At 71.3% G+C, this 15,099-nt stretch carries 19 protein-coding genes; 11 read left to right on the forward strand and 8 right to left on the reverse strand.

The window, feature by feature from the left end:
• Positions 1–197: 197 nt before the first annotated feature.
• Entirely contained in the window at positions 198–632 is a 435-nt protein-coding gene (locus ACFYM2_RS29335) for an ester cyclase (protein WP_388840409.1), read from the reverse strand.
• A 112-nt stretch (positions 633–744) separates the two neighbouring features.
• Positions 745–1,512, reverse strand: coding sequence for a DUF1838 family protein (locus ACFYM2_RS29340; RefSeq protein WP_388840412.1), 768 nt, complete (start codon positions 1,510–1,512; stop codon positions 745–747).
• Between the two features lie 415 nt (positions 1,513–1,927).
• Between ACFYM2_RS29340 and ACFYM2_RS29345 the strand changes: the two genes are divergently transcribed.
• The 3 genes from ACFYM2_RS29345 to ACFYM2_RS29355 all read left to right on the forward strand — a co-directional run bounded on the left by ACFYM2_RS29345 (position 1,928) and on the right by ACFYM2_RS29355 (position 3,862).
• A complete protein-coding gene (locus ACFYM2_RS29345; RefSeq protein WP_359001978.1) occupies positions 1,928–3,088 on the forward strand; it encodes a low temperature requirement protein A in 1,161 nt (386 codons plus the stop codon).
• 61 nt (positions 3,089–3,149) lie between these two features.
• A complete protein-coding gene (locus ACFYM2_RS29350) occupies positions 3,150–3,431 on the forward strand; it encodes a hypothetical protein (protein WP_388840415.1) in 282 nt (93 codons plus the stop codon).
• 164 nt (positions 3,432–3,595) lie between these two features.
• Positions 3,596–3,862, forward strand: a complete 267-nt coding sequence (locus ACFYM2_RS29355; RefSeq protein ID WP_388840485.1) for a histidine phosphatase family protein — start codon at positions 3,596–3,598, stop codon at positions 3,860–3,862.
• A gap of 60 nt (positions 3,863–3,922) precedes the next feature.
• Here the strand turns inward: ACFYM2_RS29355 and ACFYM2_RS29360 are convergent, their stop codons facing one another.
• Positions 3,923–4,126: a hypothetical protein gene (locus ACFYM2_RS29360; protein ID WP_388840418.1), complete on the reverse strand. Its 204-nt coding sequence runs from the start codon at positions 4,124–4,126 to the stop codon at positions 3,923–3,925.
• A 373-nt stretch (positions 4,127–4,499) separates the two neighbouring features.
• Positions 4,500–4,730, reverse strand: coding sequence for a hypothetical protein (locus ACFYM2_RS29365; RefSeq protein WP_359001986.1), 231 nt, complete (start codon positions 4,728–4,730; stop codon positions 4,500–4,502).
• A gap of 157 nt (positions 4,731–4,887) precedes the next feature.
• Between ACFYM2_RS29365 and ACFYM2_RS29370 the strand changes: the two genes are divergently transcribed.
• From ACFYM2_RS29370 to ACFYM2_RS29395, 6 genes are all read left to right on the forward strand, one after another.
• On the forward strand, positions 4,888–5,793 hold the full coding sequence (locus ACFYM2_RS29370) for a Scr1 family TA system antitoxin-like transcriptional regulator (RefSeq protein WP_388840422.1): 906 nt from the start codon (positions 4,888–4,890) through the stop codon (positions 5,791–5,793).
• Positions 5,762–5,881 (forward strand): DUF397 domain-containing protein, encoded by a 120-nt coding sequence (locus ACFYM2_RS29375; protein ID WP_359001990.1) that lies wholly within the window; start codon positions 5,762–5,764, stop codon positions 5,879–5,881. Before ACFYM2_RS29370 ends, ACFYM2_RS29375 begins: the two co-directional genes overlap by 32 nt.
• Positions 5,882–5,976: 95 nt before the next feature.
• Positions 5,977–6,177, forward strand: coding sequence for a DUF397 domain-containing protein (locus tag ACFYM2_RS29380; RefSeq protein ID WP_388840425.1), 201 nt, complete (start codon positions 5,977–5,979; stop codon positions 6,175–6,177).
• Positions 6,178–6,227: 50 nt separating this feature from the next.
• Positions 6,228–7,283: a P1 family peptidase gene (locus tag ACFYM2_RS29385; RefSeq protein ID WP_388840428.1), complete on the forward strand. Its 1,056-nt coding sequence runs from the start codon at positions 6,228–6,230 to the stop codon at positions 7,281–7,283.
• A gap of 112 nt (positions 7,284–7,395) precedes the next feature.
• Positions 7,396–8,694 (forward strand): Ig-like domain-containing protein, encoded by a 1,299-nt coding sequence (locus tag ACFYM2_RS29390; RefSeq protein ID WP_388840431.1) that lies wholly within the window; start codon positions 7,396–7,398, stop codon positions 8,692–8,694.
• Positions 8,695–8,860: 166 nt separating this feature from the next.
• The gene (locus ACFYM2_RS29395; RefSeq protein ID WP_359002075.1) at positions 8,861–9,754 is read left to right on the forward strand and encodes a DUF6227 family protein; all 894 of its coding nucleotides are present in this window, start codon (positions 8,861–8,863) and stop codon (positions 9,752–9,754) included.
• A gap of 39 nt (positions 9,755–9,793) precedes the next feature.
• Here ACFYM2_RS29395 and ACFYM2_RS29400 read toward each other — a convergent pair whose 3' ends face one another.
• Entirely contained in the window at positions 9,794–10,048 is a 255-nt protein-coding gene (locus tag ACFYM2_RS29400; protein WP_359001997.1) for a hypothetical protein, read from the reverse strand.
• A 131-nt stretch (positions 10,049–10,179) separates the two neighbouring features.
• On the opposite strand from ACFYM2_RS29400, the gene ACFYM2_RS29405 reads away from it, so the two are divergent.
• Positions 10,180–10,422 carry a hypothetical protein gene (locus tag ACFYM2_RS29405; protein ID WP_328312306.1) on the forward strand — a complete coding sequence of 81 codons (243 nt, stop codon included), beginning with the start codon at positions 10,180–10,182 and terminating at the stop codon, positions 10,420–10,422.
• Between the two features lie 87 nt (positions 10,423–10,509).
• On the opposite strand, the gene pfkB is transcribed toward ACFYM2_RS29405, so the two are convergent.
• The 3 genes from pfkB to ACFYM2_RS29420 all read right to left on the reverse strand — a co-directional run bounded on the left by pfkB (position 10,510) and on the right by ACFYM2_RS29420 (position 13,940).
• Positions 10,510–11,460, reverse strand: a complete 951-nt coding sequence (gene pfkB, locus ACFYM2_RS29410) for a 1-phosphofructokinase (RefSeq protein ID WP_388840434.1) — start codon at positions 11,458–11,460, stop codon at positions 10,510–10,512.
• A complete protein-coding gene (locus ACFYM2_RS29415; protein ID WP_350230900.1) occupies positions 11,457–12,218 on the reverse strand; it encodes a DeoR/GlpR family DNA-binding transcription regulator in 762 nt (253 codons plus the stop codon). The genes pfkB and ACFYM2_RS29415 overlap by 4 nt, the downstream gene beginning before the upstream one ends.
• Before the next feature lie 192 nt (positions 12,219–12,410).
• The gene (locus tag ACFYM2_RS29420; RefSeq protein WP_359002001.1) at positions 12,411–13,940 is read right to left on the reverse strand and encodes an MFS transporter; all 1,530 of its coding nucleotides are present in this window, start codon (positions 13,938–13,940) and stop codon (positions 12,411–12,413) included.
• 63 nt (positions 13,941–14,003) lie between these two features.
• Between ACFYM2_RS29420 and ACFYM2_RS29425 the strand changes: the two genes are divergently transcribed.
• Positions 14,004–14,996: a helix-turn-helix transcriptional regulator gene (locus ACFYM2_RS29425; RefSeq protein ID WP_388840437.1), complete on the forward strand. Its 993-nt coding sequence runs from the start codon at positions 14,004–14,006 to the stop codon at positions 14,994–14,996.
• Positions 14,997–15,099: the final 103 nt, after the last annotated feature.

Genomic DNA, 15,099 nt, shown 5'->3' on the forward strand with positions numbered 1-15,099 from the left:
CGGCAGGGCGTCACCATCACCCGCCGTACTCGCTAGGGGGTGTCTGGTGGACCATGGCCGGGGGCGCGGCGTCTGGCACGGCACCTCGCGGCGTTGCCGAATCGCCCCGATAGCTCCGCTATCGAGACGCTCCGGCGCCTTGCGATGCACCGCACCAGACGCCGCGCCCTGACCGACCCTGATCCACCAGACACCACCTAACCCGCCGTCCCGTCGGGCGTCGGCACAACACCCAACTGCTGAAGCATGCGAAGGAGGTCCCGTTCCGACCATTTCTCGACGAGCCGGCCGTTCTCGATGCGATGGATCACCACAGCGGTCGTCTCCACCGTCTTGCCGGTACGGGGGATCCCCGGAAGGTCCCCCTCGTGCACCCCGCGAGCCGTCAGGCGGGACACGACCTTGTCGCCCTCCGCGATCTGGTCCTCGATCGTATGGGTGCCCGGCGTGGCCTCCCAGAACAGGCGGAACGACTCCTTGAGGCCCGCACGACCCGGTGCGAACCCGGGAAAGGGGGGCGGTGAGTGGTCCAAGTAGTCCTCGGCCACGAACTCGTCCAGGGCATCGATGTTGCCCGCGTCGATCGCCTGGTAGAAGCGGCGTACCAACTGCTTGTTCTCTTCGGTCGACACCGGAACCCCTCTTCGCACTCGCGTGGTGGCACCGGAACGGCGCACATGGCCCGACGCGTCACCACTGGGGTTCCCCGCCCGTCCGGGCGGGGAGCCGGGCGGCCCCGGAGGTTCACTCAGAAGCAGCCAAGCCGGCGGTCGGCGGGTTGTGCTTGCGGAAGTAGGTCCAGCTGGTCTCGTTCGGCTCGCTCCACTTCTCGGGGGCGTGGGCGAACTCGGGGTGGTGGTCGGCGATGTGGGCGCGGGTGCGTTCGGGGACCTCGGCGTACGAAGCGAGTTTGCGGCCGCGGCAGTGGTAGGCGAGCCCGCCGGGCCGCTGGCCCCGGGCCATCCAGGGGGCCCACGGTGACATGCGGGTCCACGACATCGTGGCGGAGACGCTGGGCGCGGGGCCCGCCAGGTCAACGCGGTCGGCGAAGAACTGGAACAGTTCCAGCGCCTGGTAGGTGTCGCCGGCCGAGTGCTCGGGGTACTGCGCGACCGGCAGCGGCGAGGGGTAGGAGAGCGGGATCTCCAGACTGAAGCAGATCTGGCCGCCGAGCTCCGTGGTCGGGATCGGGAAGGGACGCCACTTCTGGTTGGCGGGGTCGTTCCAGATGTGCGTGACGGGGAGGTCCTGCCAGGTGTCGAGGATCCTGCGGGTGACGGGGTCGAGATAGAACGCGGCCTCGCGGGTGAGCAGTTGGTACGCGTCCGGGGCGGCGTCGTCGTCCTGGACGAGCCGGGCGACGTTGACGCCCTCGAACCCGAAGAGGCGCTGGTAGGGCTCGTCCGGGGCCCAGGAGTACACGTCTCCCGACCACCAGTAGATGACTTCCTCGCCCCCCAAGGAGGCGCGGGTGCGGGCGAGTTGGCGGAGGCTTTCTGCCGGTGTGGTCATACGGGTTACTCTGCGCGCCGGCGCGGCGGGGAAACCTCGACGCGTGACGCGTGGCCGAGGGTACGCCCTGGCCTGCGGGGCTGGTTGCGCAGTTCCCCGCGCCCCTGAGGCGTCCGATCCTGGCCCGCATAGGCATAGTCAGCCCGTCCGGCGATTGAGGACGAGCGCCCTTCAGGCGCGAACGGGGTCTGGGGCGAAGCCCCAGGGAGCTCGGCTGCGGGCCGTGCGAGGCTGAGCGCGCAGTTCCCCGCGCCCCTGGGCATCCGGTGGGGGCCAGCATGCGACATGCTCGGCCTGCCCGGTGGGGCCGGGGCTGGGGGTGGGCCCCGTGGGGAGGCCGTGGCATCCGTGGCAATCCGCGAGGCCCCCCGCGTTGGGGGCGCCCCCACCCCGCCCGGTCTGGTTCGCTGACCCCATGCCACGCATGACCGCCCGCAACCGCCACGAACACCACCGCGCCTCGACCCCACTGGAGCTGTTCTTCGACCTCTGCTTCGTCGTCGCCGTCGCCCAGGCCGGCGCCCGCCTGGTCCACGCCCTGGCCGAAGGCCACGTACTGGCGGGCCTCGCCGGATACGCCACGGTGTTCTTCGCCATCTGGTGGGCGTGGATGAACTTCACGTGGTTCGCCTCCGCGTACGACACGGACGACGCCCTGTACCGCGTGGTGACCCTCGTCCAGATCACCGGCGTGCTCATCCTCGCGGCGGGCGTCCCGCGCGCCTTCGACGCCGGAGACTTCACGATCGCCGTCGTCGGCTACATCGTGATGCGGCTCGCACTGACGAGCCAGTGGCTGCGCGCAGCACTGACCAGCCAGGACCCGGACGAACGCCGGGCGTGCCTGCGCTACGCCGCCGGGCTCGTGGTGTGCCAGCTCGGCTGGGTCGGCGTGCTGTTCGTCCCGAACTCCCAGCACACCTGGGTCTTCCCGCTGCTCGTCGTCGCCGAGCTGAGCGTGCCGATGATCGCCGAGCGCCGGTACACCACGACGTGGCACCCGCACCACATCGCCGAACGGTACGGCCTGTTCACGCTGATCGTGCTGGGCGAGACGGTGTCGGCGGCCACCATCGCCGTACAGGAAGCCCTCGACGAGCACGACGAGCTCGGCGATCTGCTGCCGCTCGCGGCGGGCGGCCTGCTCATCGTGTTCGCCGCGTGGTGGATCTACTTCGCGGTGCCCATCCACGACCATCTGACCTCCAACCGGCAGGCCTTCGTGTGGGGTTACGGCCACTACGTGGTGCTCGCATCGGCCGCGGCGATTGGCGCGGGCATGGAGGTCGCGATCGAGCAGACGGTCGGCAAGGCCCACATCTCCTCGCACGCGGCCGCCTCCGCCGTGACGGTTCCGGCGGCCCTGTTCCTGCTGACGGTATGGCTCCTGCACTCACGCCACTTCAAGCGGGGCGCGGCGCAGCAACTTGCGTTGCCGGTAGCGGCGTTGGCGATCGTGGCCTGCACATTCGCCGGCCGGGCCGCGGTGCCGCTGGCCGGCGCGGTGGCCGCGCTGACGGTGGCGGTCGGCTGGACCCTCAACCGCCGCCGCCCCGAAGCCCCGGCCACACCGTGAAGTGCCTCCCCTCCCCACTCTCTCGCGGAACTGCCGTCCAGCCGGTGCGAAGATCTCGTCCATGACGGAAGAGCCGAGGGCCCGAGAAGCCGTGTGGGCGGATGGCAAGACCCTTTACGACGTCGTGCCCGACCTCGACACCGTCATCGAGATCATCGGGAGGGATCTCGCCCTGGGGGAATACCCGTTGGCTCAGGCCACCGCGTACGGAGCGGCGCACCTGATCATGGAGCAGGGGGAGGCCACGGGAATCCGTGACGAGGCGACGGCTCTCCTCGTCGTCCGCGCACTTGCCGAGTCGGCGGCCGCCACAGAACGTGCCGTTGATGGATCCGGGTCGTAGCCAGGCACCGTTTCGGCCACTGGGCGCGGGTTCCGGCAGGCGGATGGGTTGGCCCGGGACGTAGTCGGTGCTCCGGCCTCGGCGAGAATGCGCGGGCGCGGCGCGACGGATCAACAGCGTCCCCGGAGCTGAAAGCGCTCAGCGGGGTCGCAAGGTCGATCAACCTGCGCCCCGGTGACGCGGCCCCCCGGCGAACAGCTCGCGCAGGAGCCGCGCGCACGGACGCGGTGCTCGACCGCGTCCGCCCCCTCCTAAGCGAGGGCGACGTGGCCGTCGTCGCCCACGGCCACCTGGCACGCGTCCTCACCGTGCGCCGGCTCGGCCTGCCCCCGTCCGCAAGCCGCCTCCTGGGCCGTCCGCATCCGGGGACGCTCAGCTCCCTCACGACGGAGGACGGCCGGCCGGTCATCGCCGCCTGGAACGTTCCGTAAGCCGCGTGCGCCGGTTCATTCAGCCGAGGCGCGGCCGGGCGCCGTATTTCGTCGGTCGCGCTACAGGAAGCCGAAGCCGCTCCGGTCCAGGCGGTCATCATCGGGGTGTCCCAACAAGGCGTGCCGGGCGCCCAGTTCGACGAAATCGCGGGCCAGGTCCAGATTCATGGTCTCCACCGCTTCGCGTGCGATGTCGGCGATCAGGGCGCAGGCAGCACAGCTCTTGGGGTCAATGGGGCCGGGTCGCGGTTTGCGGAAATCCATGGAATGCAGTGCGGCAAGGTTCAATGTTCCGCCCCTCGCGCGTGATGCGGGTGCCCCTGGATGAACTCGGTGGCCTGCCGCACGCCCGCGTCATTTCCTTTCCTGTGCGCCTCGGCCATCTCGTGACTCGCCGCAATGCACAGGGCGCAATCCGGACCTGGGTCGGCTTCGCGCCGCACACCGTACGCACCGGTGCTCGCGGGTCTGAGGCCGGCGGGGTCCGCCGCCCATTTGGGGCCCCCTCCGACAGGGCGGAGCCAGTACACGCCCTGCACGGATCCCAGTACGCGTCCCACACGTCCCGTGGCCTCATCCATGACGGTCATGCCGGGTTGCGGCGCACGGGGGCGCCCCCGTGCCGGCTCGGGGCCGGTCACAGCTTCTTCCTGAGTCCGGCTTCGACGGCTTCGAGCACGCGCCGAGTGGGCAGCGCGTAGCCGGTACGGGGTACCCAGTCCGGCACGGCGAGCCAGGCCGGAAAGGGACAGCGCTCGCCTTCGGGGCACTCCGGCCGGAGCCGATGGAGGCGGCCCCGGGCCATGGCGACGTCCAGCTCGGCCACGTCGTCCGCCTGGCTGATGGTTCTGGGGGATTGGCTGGTCATGATCCGGCGCCGTCGCCCTTCGGGTGTGGTTCTGCTTTTCCTGGTTCCACCTTCGGCCGCGCGCCGTACTCTCAACAGGGGGTACGCCTTTACCGTTCCAACCGTAAAGCCAGCGAGAAGTGAGGCTATGGCCAAGGCGGTTGACGCTCCGTCAACCATGGCGGAGACCTACGGCAAACGACTAAAGATGCTGCGCTTGGCAAAAGGCTGGACACAAAGGCACCTGGGCGGCCTGGTGGCGGTCGAACACAGCCGGATCGCCCAACTCGAAGGAGCCACCGGAGCCAAGCCGACGCTTGAGCTTTCGCGGGCGCTGGATGAAAAACTCGGCTCCGACGATTTGTTGCAGGATCTCTGGCCCCACGTCTATAGCGAGACGTTTCCCGACTGGTCACGGGCGTACATGGGCTACGAGGCGAGGGCGACAGTCATCGCGGCATACACGGGCCAGACCGTGCACGGCTTGTTGCAGACGCCGGCGTATGCGCGGGCCACGCTGCGTGTGGGGCGCTCGTTGAAATCGGCGGAACAGCTCGAAGAGCGGATCGAGGGCCGGCTGTCCCGCCAGGAACGCCTGGCGGGCTCCAACCCGCCCACGCTGTGGGTGGTGTTGGACGAGGCGGTGCTGCGACGCCCCGTCGGTGGAGCCGCCGTCATGCACGAACAGATGGCGCAGTTGTTGGCCGTTTGCCGTCAGCCCAACGTCACCGTTCAGGTGCTGCCCTTCAGCCAGGGGGAACACTCAGCCATGGGCGGCTCGCTCAACATTCTGACCATGCTTGACGGAACGGTGGTGGCATACACCGAGGGTGCTGACTCGGGGCAACTGATCGAGGATCCGCACGAGGTCAAGTCGTACGGAATCTCCTACGATCAGCTCAGAGCCGACGCTCTACCGCCGTGCATGTCGCTAGACATGATCCGATCCGTCATGGAGGACAGCAGTGCGCGAGTCCCAGCTCAACCTCGGCGCCGCCGCCTGGCGCAAGTCCAGTCACAGCAACCAGGAGGGTGGGGCCTGCGTAGAAATCGTGGACGGGCTGTCCCTCGTCCCCGTCCGTGACAGCAAGCTGTCCGATAGCCCCGTGCTCCTGCTCTCCACCGACGCCTTCGCCGGGCTCGTCGAGCTGGCCAAGCGCTCCGACACGTAACCCGGCACCAAGCAACCGACCCGGGCCGCGCAACGGCAAGCGCGGGACAGCTCGAAAAAGCGTGATCCGATCCGTGATGGAGGGCAACAGTGCGCGTGTCCCAGCTCGACCTGTCCGGCGCCGTTTGGCGCAAGTCCAGTCACAGCAACCAGGAGGGTGGGGACTGCGTCGAGATCGTGGACGGGCTGTCCCTCGTCCCCGTCCGTGACAGCAAGCTGTCCGACAGCCCCGTGCTCCTGCTCTCCCCCGACGCCTTCGCCGGGCTCGTCGCGCTGGCCAAGCGCTCCGACACGTAACCCGCCACCAAGCGACCGATCCGGGTCGCGCCAGAGGTTAGGAGGCCACCATGACTACCAACTCCCTCACCGACGTCCCCGGGTTCCGGGTCGGCCACGCGGGCGTGGGCGGGGTCGGGGCGCTGAGTGGGACCACTGTCGTCCTCGCCCCGCCGGGTGGCGCGGTCGCCGGGGTCGCGGTGCGCGGGGGCGGGCCCGGCACGCGGGAGACCGACGCGCTCGACCCGGAGAACGTCGTCGAGCGGATCGACGCCGTGGTCCTGACCGGCGGCAGCGCGTACGGGCTCGACGCCGTGGGCGGGGTCATGGCGTGGCTGGAGGAACAGGGGCGCGGGGTCCGGGTGGGCCCCGAGCCGTACCAGGTGGTTCCGGTCGTGCCCGCGGCCTGCCTGTTCGACCTGGGGCGCGGCGGCGACTGGCGGGCCCGGCCCGACGCGTCGGTGGGCCGGGCGGCCGCGCAGGCGGCCGGGAGCGCGGGGCCTGAGGCCGCCGAGGGCAATGTGGGGGCCGGGACCGGGGCCGTGGTCGGGGGGATCAAGGGCGGCGTCGGCACCGCGAGCGTCCGGCTCGCCTCGGGGGCCACGGTCGCCGCGCTGGCCGTCGTCAACGCCGTCGGCTCGCCCATCGACCCGCTCACCGGGATCCTGTACGGGGAGTACGGAGGGCGCGGGGAGTACGGGACCCGGTCGCCTCAACCGCCGCCCACCGCAACCCACTTGGCGGCCCAGGCGCGGATCGCCCAAGCCCGCGAGCGGATGGGGCTTCCGCCGCTCAACACCACGCTGGCCGTCGTGGCCACCGACGCCCCGCTCAGCCGGCCGCAGGCCCGCAAGCTCGCCGGGACCTCGCACGACGGGCTGGCCCGCGCGATCCGTCCCGTCCATCTGATGCACGACGGCGACACCGTGTTCGCCCTGGCGACCGGGACGCACGGCGCGGACGGCGGCGCCGCGCCCGGCCCGTTGAGCCCGGCGGAGTTGAACCACGTCCTGGCCGCCGGGGCGGACGTCGTGGCGCGGGCCGTCGTCCGGGGGGTGCGGGCCGCGACAAGCGTCGAAGGACCCGGGGGGACATTCCCCTCTTATAGGGATCTGTACGGGAGTTGAGGTCCCGCCGCGCGCCAATGTGACCGCCGTCACAATCGCCACCCGCAACCAGGTGGCCCATTTGGGTGCTCTATGCCCGTACTGGATTCAATTCGCAGTACATAACGCAGACATGGAGCAGCCCGTGACACCGCCGGCGTCGGACAACGCAGCGCACCCCCAGCAGTACGGCACCGCGCGCCCCTCGCGTGGGCAGGCCCGGCGCCGCGTCCGGCTGATCGCGGGTGCCGCCGGACTTCTGGTCGGCGCGCTCGCGCTGACCGCCTGCGGCGGGGACGCCAAGGCCAACGACGACGCCAAGAACGGCAAGGGCTCGGACGCCGCGGCCGCCAAGGACGCCTCCACGCTGAAGATCACCATCTCGGCGAAGGACGGCTCCACCAACGCCTCCATCAACGACGTCGCCGTCAAGGCGGAGGGCGGCAAGCTCTCCGACGTGACGATGACCGAGGCGCAGGGCGGCAAGGCCGTGCCCGGCCAGCTCACGGCCGACGGTCTGTCCTGGAAGCCGACCGGCAAGGTCGAGCGCGGCACCCAGTACAAGATCACCGCGAGCGGCAAGGACGACAAGGGCCGGGCCGCGACGGAGAACTCGCAGTTCACCACCGTCTCGGCCCAGGACAGCTTCATCGGCACCTACACCCCCGACGACGGCTCCACGGTGGGCGTCGGCATGCCGGTCTCCTTCACCTTCAACAAGCCGATCACCAACAAGAAGGACGTCCTCTCCCACATCACGGTCACCAGCAGCAGCGGGCAGCAGGTCGTCGGCCACTGGTTCAACTCCCAGCGTCTCGACTTCCGCCCCGAGGACTACTGGAAGGCCGGGTCCCAGGTGACGATGAAGATAGACCTGGACAAGGTCGAGGGCTCCAAGGGCGTCTACGGCGTCCAGAAGAAGGACGTCACCTTCACCATCGGCCGCAACCAGGTCTCCACGGTGGACGTGAAGACGCAGGAGATGACCGTCCAGCAGGACGGCAAGACCATCAAGACGATCCCCGTCTCCACCGGCAGCGCCGAGCACCCCACCTACAACGGCCAGATGGTGATCTCGGAGAAGTTCACGCAGACCCGCATGAACGGCGACAGCGTCGGCTTCGGCGGCGAGTACGACATCAAGGACGTGCCGCACGCGATGCGCCTGTCCACCTCCGGCACCTTCATCCACGGCAACTACTGGGGCGACCCCTCGGTCTTCGGCAACGAGGGCACCAGCCACGGCTGCGTCGGCATGCGGGACGTGAAGGGCGCGGCGGGCGACACCTCGGCCAAGTGGATGTTCGACCACAGCATCATCGGTGACGTCGTCGTGGTGAAGGGCTCGCCCGACAAGACCATCGCCCCGGACAACGGCCTCAACGGCTGGAACCTGCCCTGGTCCCAGTGGACGGCGGACAGCGCCTCCTGACCAACTCCCGTCCCGTAGACGGAACTTCACCGGCCGGTAACCCTTTCGTGGGGTGCCGGCCGGAAAAGTTTCGGCCATCCCCGCTGCGCGATCGGCCCTCAGGAGCTACGTTGAGCACCTTCTACGTGACCAACAGCGACGGCCAGGAGAAACCTTGGTGCTCCATGTGCCCCACCCGCTCGACGGCGAGCGCGGCCCCGGCGACGAAACGGCGCAGGATCAGCTGGCCGCGCTCCTGGGGCGGGCCCTGAACTCCTTCGACCTGCCGGACGAGCTCGTCGAACGCCTCGACTCCGCGATGGCGCACACCACTTCGCTCCACTCCTCGCTGCACACGTCGGCGGCGGGCACGGCCGGCCACCGCCTGAGCCGCGAGACCTACCGGCACTGCTATCTGCTCCTGGACGGCACCACCGTCACCCTGTGGGAAGTGGCCCATCACGACGGCCGCGAGTACGCCCACGAGGTGTACGCGGCCGAGGACGAGGCCCGCGTCGCCGCGGCACGCCTGCGCCGCAAGGCGCTCCCGGCGGACGCGGATCCCGACGAACTCGCCCGCCAGAAAGGCGAGTTGACGGACCCGCTTCCGCTACTCGACCCGCCCCCGCTTCTCGACCCGTTGCTCGCCCGGCTCCAGGACCTTCAAATTCTCCAAGGCTGGGAGTCGGGGCTCGGCCCGGACGCCATCGCGGAGCACGCCCGCACCGCGCCGGGCACGGAACGCCCGCACCCGTACGCCCCCGACGACTCCGCCGACCACGCGCGACGGCTGCTGCGCCGCGCCGAGAACCGCGACCGGCCCGGCCACCGCACCGCGCTGCGGCTGCGGGCGGCGCACGCGCACTGGATCACCCAGGCGTTCGGCAGCCACAGCCGCGCGGCCGGCCACGAGGCCGCCTTCACGCTGTACGAGCACGCGTTCCTGCTGCTCGACGGCAGCGAGCTGAGCCTGTGGGAGGTCGAGCACACGGCGACGCCGGACGGCCGCCACATGTGCGAGGTGTACGGGAGCGAGCAGGCGGCGCGCACCGCCATGGAGCGCCGCGCGCGCGTGAGTTGAGGCCCGCGCCCCCCAAGGCCCGGCCCCGTACGCGCGCGGTCAGGACCGGCGGGGATCCAGCTGGCGGACCAGGCCGGCGAAGGCGTCGCGCTCGGCCTCGGTGAGGGCCACCGCCTCCCGGGCGGGCGGCCCCGCCTGCGGCCCGACCGCCCCCAGCGGCCGCACCGCGCGCCACCGCGCCCGGTCGGTGCGCTCACGGCGCAGGACGCGGACCAGTCCGACGACCCAGGCGACACTCGCCGCAGCGAGGACGGAAAGGCCTATCTGCTGAATGATCGTAAGGTTCTGAGCCACGGGCCCCAGTAGACAACACCGGCCGGGACTTGCGGCAGGGGCTGCGGGGACTTTGGTCCCCAAGTGGTACATGTCACGTCATGACATCCGAAGACGCCCGGCCCCGTCGGCCCTACCGGTACGCTCCCCGCATGAGTCCCTGGCCGCCGGAGCTCGATCCACTGCCCGAACCCGAGCCCGTGTTCACCCCGGAGATCACCGAGGCGGACTGCCGTAAATGCGGTACCCGCGTCGCGGGTCTCGACGGGCGTTACGCCTGCGGGGTGTGCGGGTGGACCAATGACTGGTCCGAGGGCCACCGCCCGCTGCCCAGCGGCGAGGACGATCCGGACTACCCCGGACCCGAAGGCCCCGGCAACCGGCTGACCCGGTAGCCGGTCCCAACTCGGTGAGGGCTCGGCCCCGCTACGGCACCTCCCGTCCGTCAACCACCGCCCAGCCGACGGCAGTTCAGTTCCGCCTCAGGACGCCGGAGACCTCAGCGGGCGTTCCAGCGGTACCGCTTGCGTGACCGTGACCGACGCCGTGGCGAGGTCGGCAGGGGCCGGCATCACGCTGCCGGGGAGGCGGACGGCGGCCGCGCCGTGGGCGACGGCGGCGGCCAGCGCCTCGGGGCCTTCGCCGCCCGCCATGAGGAACCCGGCGAGCGAGGCGTCACCGGCTCCGACGTTGCTGCGTACGGCGTCCACAGAAGCGCGCGCGAAGTACGTGCCGGACGCGGTGACCAGCAACTGGCCGTCCACGCCCAGGCTCGCGAGCACCGCCCCGGCCCCCGACTCCCGTACTTCTTCCGCCGCTTTGACCGCGTCGCCGATCGTGGCCAGGGGGCGGCCGACGGCCTGGGCCAGCTCCTCCGCGTTGGGCTTGACCACGTCGGGGCGCTCGCGCAGGGCGGCGACGAGTGAGGCGCCCGAGGTGTCTAGCGCGACCCGGGCGCCCGCCGCGTGGGCCCGGGCGACGAGGCCTGCGTACCACTGGGGGGAGAGGCCGAGCGGCAGGCTGCCACCGCAGGCGATCCAGTCGGCCCGCGCGGAGTGCTCCCGTACGGCGGCGAGCAGCGACTCGCTCTCGGCGGCGCTCAGTTCGGGGCCCGGCGCGTTGATCTTGGTCAGGGTGCCGTCCGCTTCGACGAGCGCGATGTTGGACCGGGTGCGGCCGGCGACGGGGACGGCGGCGACCTCGATGCCCTCGGCGGCGAGCAGGTCGGCGAGCAGGTCGCCGGGGGCGCCGCCCAGCGGCAGGACGGCCGCCGTGCGGTGCCCGGCGGCCGCGACGGCGCGCGAGACGTTGACGCCCTTGCCGCCGGGGTCCACCCGCTCCCGGCCGGCCCGCAACACCTCGCCCCGGCGCAGGCCGGGGATCTCGTAGGTGCGGTCGAGGCTGGGGTTGGGCGTGACGGTCAGGATGTTCATACCGTGATCACGTCCGTGCCGGCGGCCTCGATGGCGGCGGCGTCCTCGGGGGCGAGCCCGCGGTCGGTGATCAGGACGTCCACGTCGGCCATGTCGGCGAAGCGGGCGAAGTGCTCCTGGCCGTGCTTGGTGGAGTCGGCGAGCAGGACGACCCGGCGGGCGGCGCCGATCGCGGCGCGCTTGACGGCGGACTCGGCGAGGTCGGGGGTGGTGAGGCCGTGGGCGGCACAGAAGCCGTTGGCGCCGAGGAAGATGACGTCGGCACGGATCTCGCCGTAGGCGCGCAGCGCCCAGGCGTCCACGGCGGCCCGGGTGCGGTGGCGGATCCGGCCGCCGACGAGGTGGAGGTCGATGGCGGGGTGGTCGGCGAGCCGGGCGGCGACGGGCAGGGCGTGGGTGACGAGGGTGAGCCCGCTCTCCAGGGGCAGCTCGGCGGCGAACCGGGCGATGGTCGATCCCGCGTCGAGGATGACGCTGCCCTCGGTGGGGAGCTCGGCGAGGGCGGCCCGGGCGATGCGGTGCTTCTCGTCGGCGGCGGTGGACTCGCGCTCGGCGAGATCGGGTTCGAAGTCGAGCCGCCCGGCCGGGATGGCACCGCCGTGCACCCTGCGCACCAGGCCGGCCCGGTCGAGTGCCTTCAGATCGCGCCGTACGGTCTCGGCGGTGACCTGGAAGGTCTCGGCCAGCGTGAGCACGTCCACGCGCCCGCTCTCCCGCGCGATCCGTAGGATCTCCTGCTGCCGCTCCGGTGCGTACACGTTTGGTTACGTCCGTTCCCTGCCCGAACTTGTGGTTGCCCTGTCAGGTTACGACCGTGCGCGCTTCTCGTACGTCGTTCCGGGCACCCGGCGGGCACAAACGGGCCCGGGCTCCGGTGATCTTGCCCACGGCGCGACGGCCCCCGGGTCCGATGACCTGGGGGCCGTCGCGGGCCGTGCGGCAGCCGGGGATCAGCCGACCGGCTGCGCCTCCTTGGCCGGCTCGGGTGCCGGGGCCTCGTCCACCGCGCCCTCGACGTGCAGCCGGGGGCGGGCCGGCAGCGCGAACATCACCAGGAAGATCACCGCGAGGACGCCTGCGACGTACCAGAGCGAGTGCTGGAAGCCCGCCACGAACGCCTGGTTCAGGCGCGGCGGCGCGAGGTCGTCACCGATCGAGCCGAAGAAGACGACCGAGACCAGGCCGAGGCCGAGCGCGTTGCCCATCTGCTGCACGGTGTTGATGAGCCCGGACGCGGAACCGGAGTGCTCCTTGGGGACCTCCGAGAGCACCGCGTCGGTGAGCGGGGCCACGATGAGACCCATGCCGAGCCCCATCACGACCAGCGGGAGCGCCATCTGCCAGGGGGCGATGTCCATGCCGTAGTGGCCCGCCTCCCAGATGTAGATCAGCAGTCCGGCGGCCATCGTCAGGGCGCCTCCCTGGAGGACCTTGCGGCCGAAGCGCGGCACGAGCTTCTGCACGGACAGACCGGCCGCCACGGAGACCGCGATGGAGAACGGCACCCCGGTCAGACCGGCACGCAGCGCGCTCCAGCCGAGGCCCATCTGCATGTAGAGCGTCCACACCAGGAAGAAGATGCCCAGGCCCACGCCGAAGGTGGCCTGCACGGCGATGCCCGCGGCGAAGCTCTTCACCTTGAACAGCGACAGCTCGATGAGCGGCGAGCCGTCCCTGGCCGCCTTCCTGCGCTCGTAGGTGATCAGAGCGGCGAAGACCGCGACGCTGCCGGCCATCGAGACGTAACCCCACAGCGGCCAGCCGAGCTCGCGGCCGCGGGTGAGCGGGTAGAGCAGCATGAGCAGGCCGAGCGTGACCAGGACGACGCCGAGCAGGTCGAGCCTGAGGGCCTTGGGCGCCTTGGACTCGCTGATGAACTTGGTGCCGAGGATCAGGCCCACGATCCCGACGGGCAGGTTGATCAGGAAGATCGGGCGCCATTCGAGACCGAACAGGTTCCACTCCGTGAGCAGCGCGCCCAGCAGCGGTCCCGAGACCGCGCCGAGGCCGACGATCGCGCCGAACAGGCCGAAGACCTTGCCGCGCTCGTGCGCGGGGAAGGTGGCGTGGACGATCGAGAGGACCTGCGGCACCATCAGGGCGGCCATCGCGCCCTGGAGGATGCGGGAGGCGACCAGCATCTCGGGGTTGGCGGCGAAGCCGCACAGCGCGGAGGCGAGCGTGAAGCCGCCGATGCCGATGAGGAACAGCTTCTTGCGGCCGTGGATGTCGCCGAGGCGGCCGCCGGTGATCAGGCCGGCGGCGAACGCGAGCGCGTAGCCGGCGGTTATCCACTGGATCGAGGAGAAGCTCGCCCCGGTGTCCTGCTGGATGGAGGGTATGGCGATGTTGACGATCGTGACGTCGACCAGGTCCATGAAGGCCGCGGTCATCACGATGGCCAGGGCGAACCACCGGCGGCGGTCGGCGGCGGCGCTCGCCGCGGCCCCAGGGGTGCTACTGGTCGTGGTGGAAGACATGGGAGGAAAGTAGACCGCCTTTAGGTCACACTGTGTCCTCTTTGGCGCGGCATCCTGGACGGCATGACCGACACCCCGGCACGGCTGCTGCAACTGCTCTCCCTGCTCCAGACCCCGCGCGAATGGCCCGGCGGCGAGCTCGCGGACCGGCTCGGGGTGTCCCGGCGCACGGTGCGGCGCGACATCGACCGGCTGCGCGAGCTCGGCTACCCCGTGCAGGCGGCGCGCGGCGCCGACGGCGGGTACCGGCTCGTCGCGGGCAAGGCGATGCCGCCGCTGGTCCTCGACGACGAGGAGGCCGTGGCGATCGCGGTGGGCCTGCGTGCGGGCGCGGGCCACGCGGTGGACGGGGTGGAGGAGGCCTCGGTGCGGGCGCTGGCCAAGCTGGAGCAGGTGCTCCCCTCGCGTCTGCGCCGCCGCGTCGCGAACCTCCAGGCCGCCACGATGCCGCTGTCCGGGGCCTGGCGCGGGGACGGCGCCACCGTCGACCCGCGCACCCTGACCACGCTGGCCTCGGCCGTCACCGGTGAGGAGCGGGTGCGCTTCGGCTATGTCTCGGGCGACCGCACCGCCACCAAGCGCCTGGCCGAGCCCTACCGCCTGGTCTCCACGGGGCGCCGGTGGTACCTGGTGGCGTACGACATCGAACGCGGCGACTGGCGTACGTTCCGGGTCGACCGGATCACCGAGCCGTTCGCGACCGGGGCGCGCTTCGCGCCGCGTGAGCTGCCGGAGGCGAACGCGGCGGAGTTCGTGCGCGCCTCGATGCAGCGGCTCAGGCCCGTCCTGCCCGTCCTGGATCTCGACATCACCTTCGAGGCGCCGGCCGACTTCGTGACCGCCCGCCTGCCCGGCGTCCTCGGCGCGCCCGAGCCGCTGGAGGAGGGGCGCTGCCGCCTGCGCGCCTCGTGCACCGACTCCCTGGAGTGGGTGGCGCTGCGGCTCGCCCTGGTGGACTGCGAATTCACCGTCCACCAGCCACCGGTGATGACGGCGTATCTGCGCGATCTGGGCGAGCGTCTGATCCGGGCGGCCCCGGCTGCGCCGGAGGAGTGAAGGAGAGGGAGAACAGAGGAGACAAAAGAGAGGGGCCCCGACACCAGGGGGGGAAGGTGCCGGGGCCGGGAGCCCCAGCACCAGGGGGGGAGGGTGCCGGAGC

The organism is Streptomyces sp. NPDC006711, from assembly GCF_042869775.1.
GTDB lineage: Bacteria > Actinomycetota > Actinomycetes > Streptomycetales > Streptomycetaceae > Streptomyces.

What these genes read in the sequence shown, in the direction of transcription:
- ACFYM2_RS29340 (WP_388840412.1), bottom strand. Translation starts at nt 1,512, where the DNA reads ATGACCACACCGGCAGAAAGCCTCCGCCAACTCGCCCGCACCCGCGCC.
- ACFYM2_RS29345 (WP_359001978.1), top strand. Translation starts at nt 1,928, where the DNA reads ATGCCACGCATGACCGCCCGCAACCGCCACGAACACCACCGCGCCTCG.
- ACFYM2_RS29350 (WP_388840415.1), top strand. Translation starts at nt 3,150, where the DNA reads ATGACGGAAGAGCCGAGGGCCCGAGAAGCCGTGTGGGCGGATGGCAAG.
- ACFYM2_RS29360 (WP_388840418.1), bottom strand. Translation starts at nt 4,126, where the DNA reads ATGGATTTCCGCAAACCGCGACCCGGCCCCATTGACCCCAAGAGCTGT.
- ACFYM2_RS29365 (WP_359001986.1), bottom strand. Translation starts at nt 4,730, where the DNA reads ATGACCAGCCAATCCCCCAGAACCATCAGCCAGGCGGACGACGTGGCC.
- ACFYM2_RS29370 (WP_388840422.1), top strand. Translation starts at nt 4,888, where the DNA reads ATGGCGGAGACCTACGGCAAACGACTAAAGATGCTGCGCTTGGCAAAA.
- ACFYM2_RS29385 (WP_388840428.1), top strand. Translation starts at nt 6,228, where the DNA reads ATGACTACCAACTCCCTCACCGACGTCCCCGGGTTCCGGGTCGGCCAC.
- ACFYM2_RS29390 (WP_388840431.1), top strand. Translation starts at nt 7,396, where the DNA reads ATGGAGCAGCCCGTGACACCGCCGGCGTCGGACAACGCAGCGCACCCC.
- ACFYM2_RS29405 (WP_328312306.1), top strand. Translation starts at nt 10,180, where the DNA reads ATGAGTCCCTGGCCGCCGGAGCTCGATCCACTGCCCGAACCCGAGCCC.
- pfkB (WP_388840434.1), bottom strand. Translation starts at nt 11,460, where the DNA reads ATGAACATCCTGACCGTCACGCCCAACCCCAGCCTCGACCGCACCTAC.
- ACFYM2_RS29420 (WP_359002001.1), bottom strand. Translation starts at nt 13,940, where the DNA reads ATGTCTTCCACCACGACCAGTAGCACCCCTGGGGCCGCGGCGAGCGCC.
- ACFYM2_RS29425 (WP_388840437.1), top strand. Translation starts at nt 14,004, where the DNA reads ATGACCGACACCCCGGCACGGCTGCTGCAACTGCTCTCCCTGCTCCAG.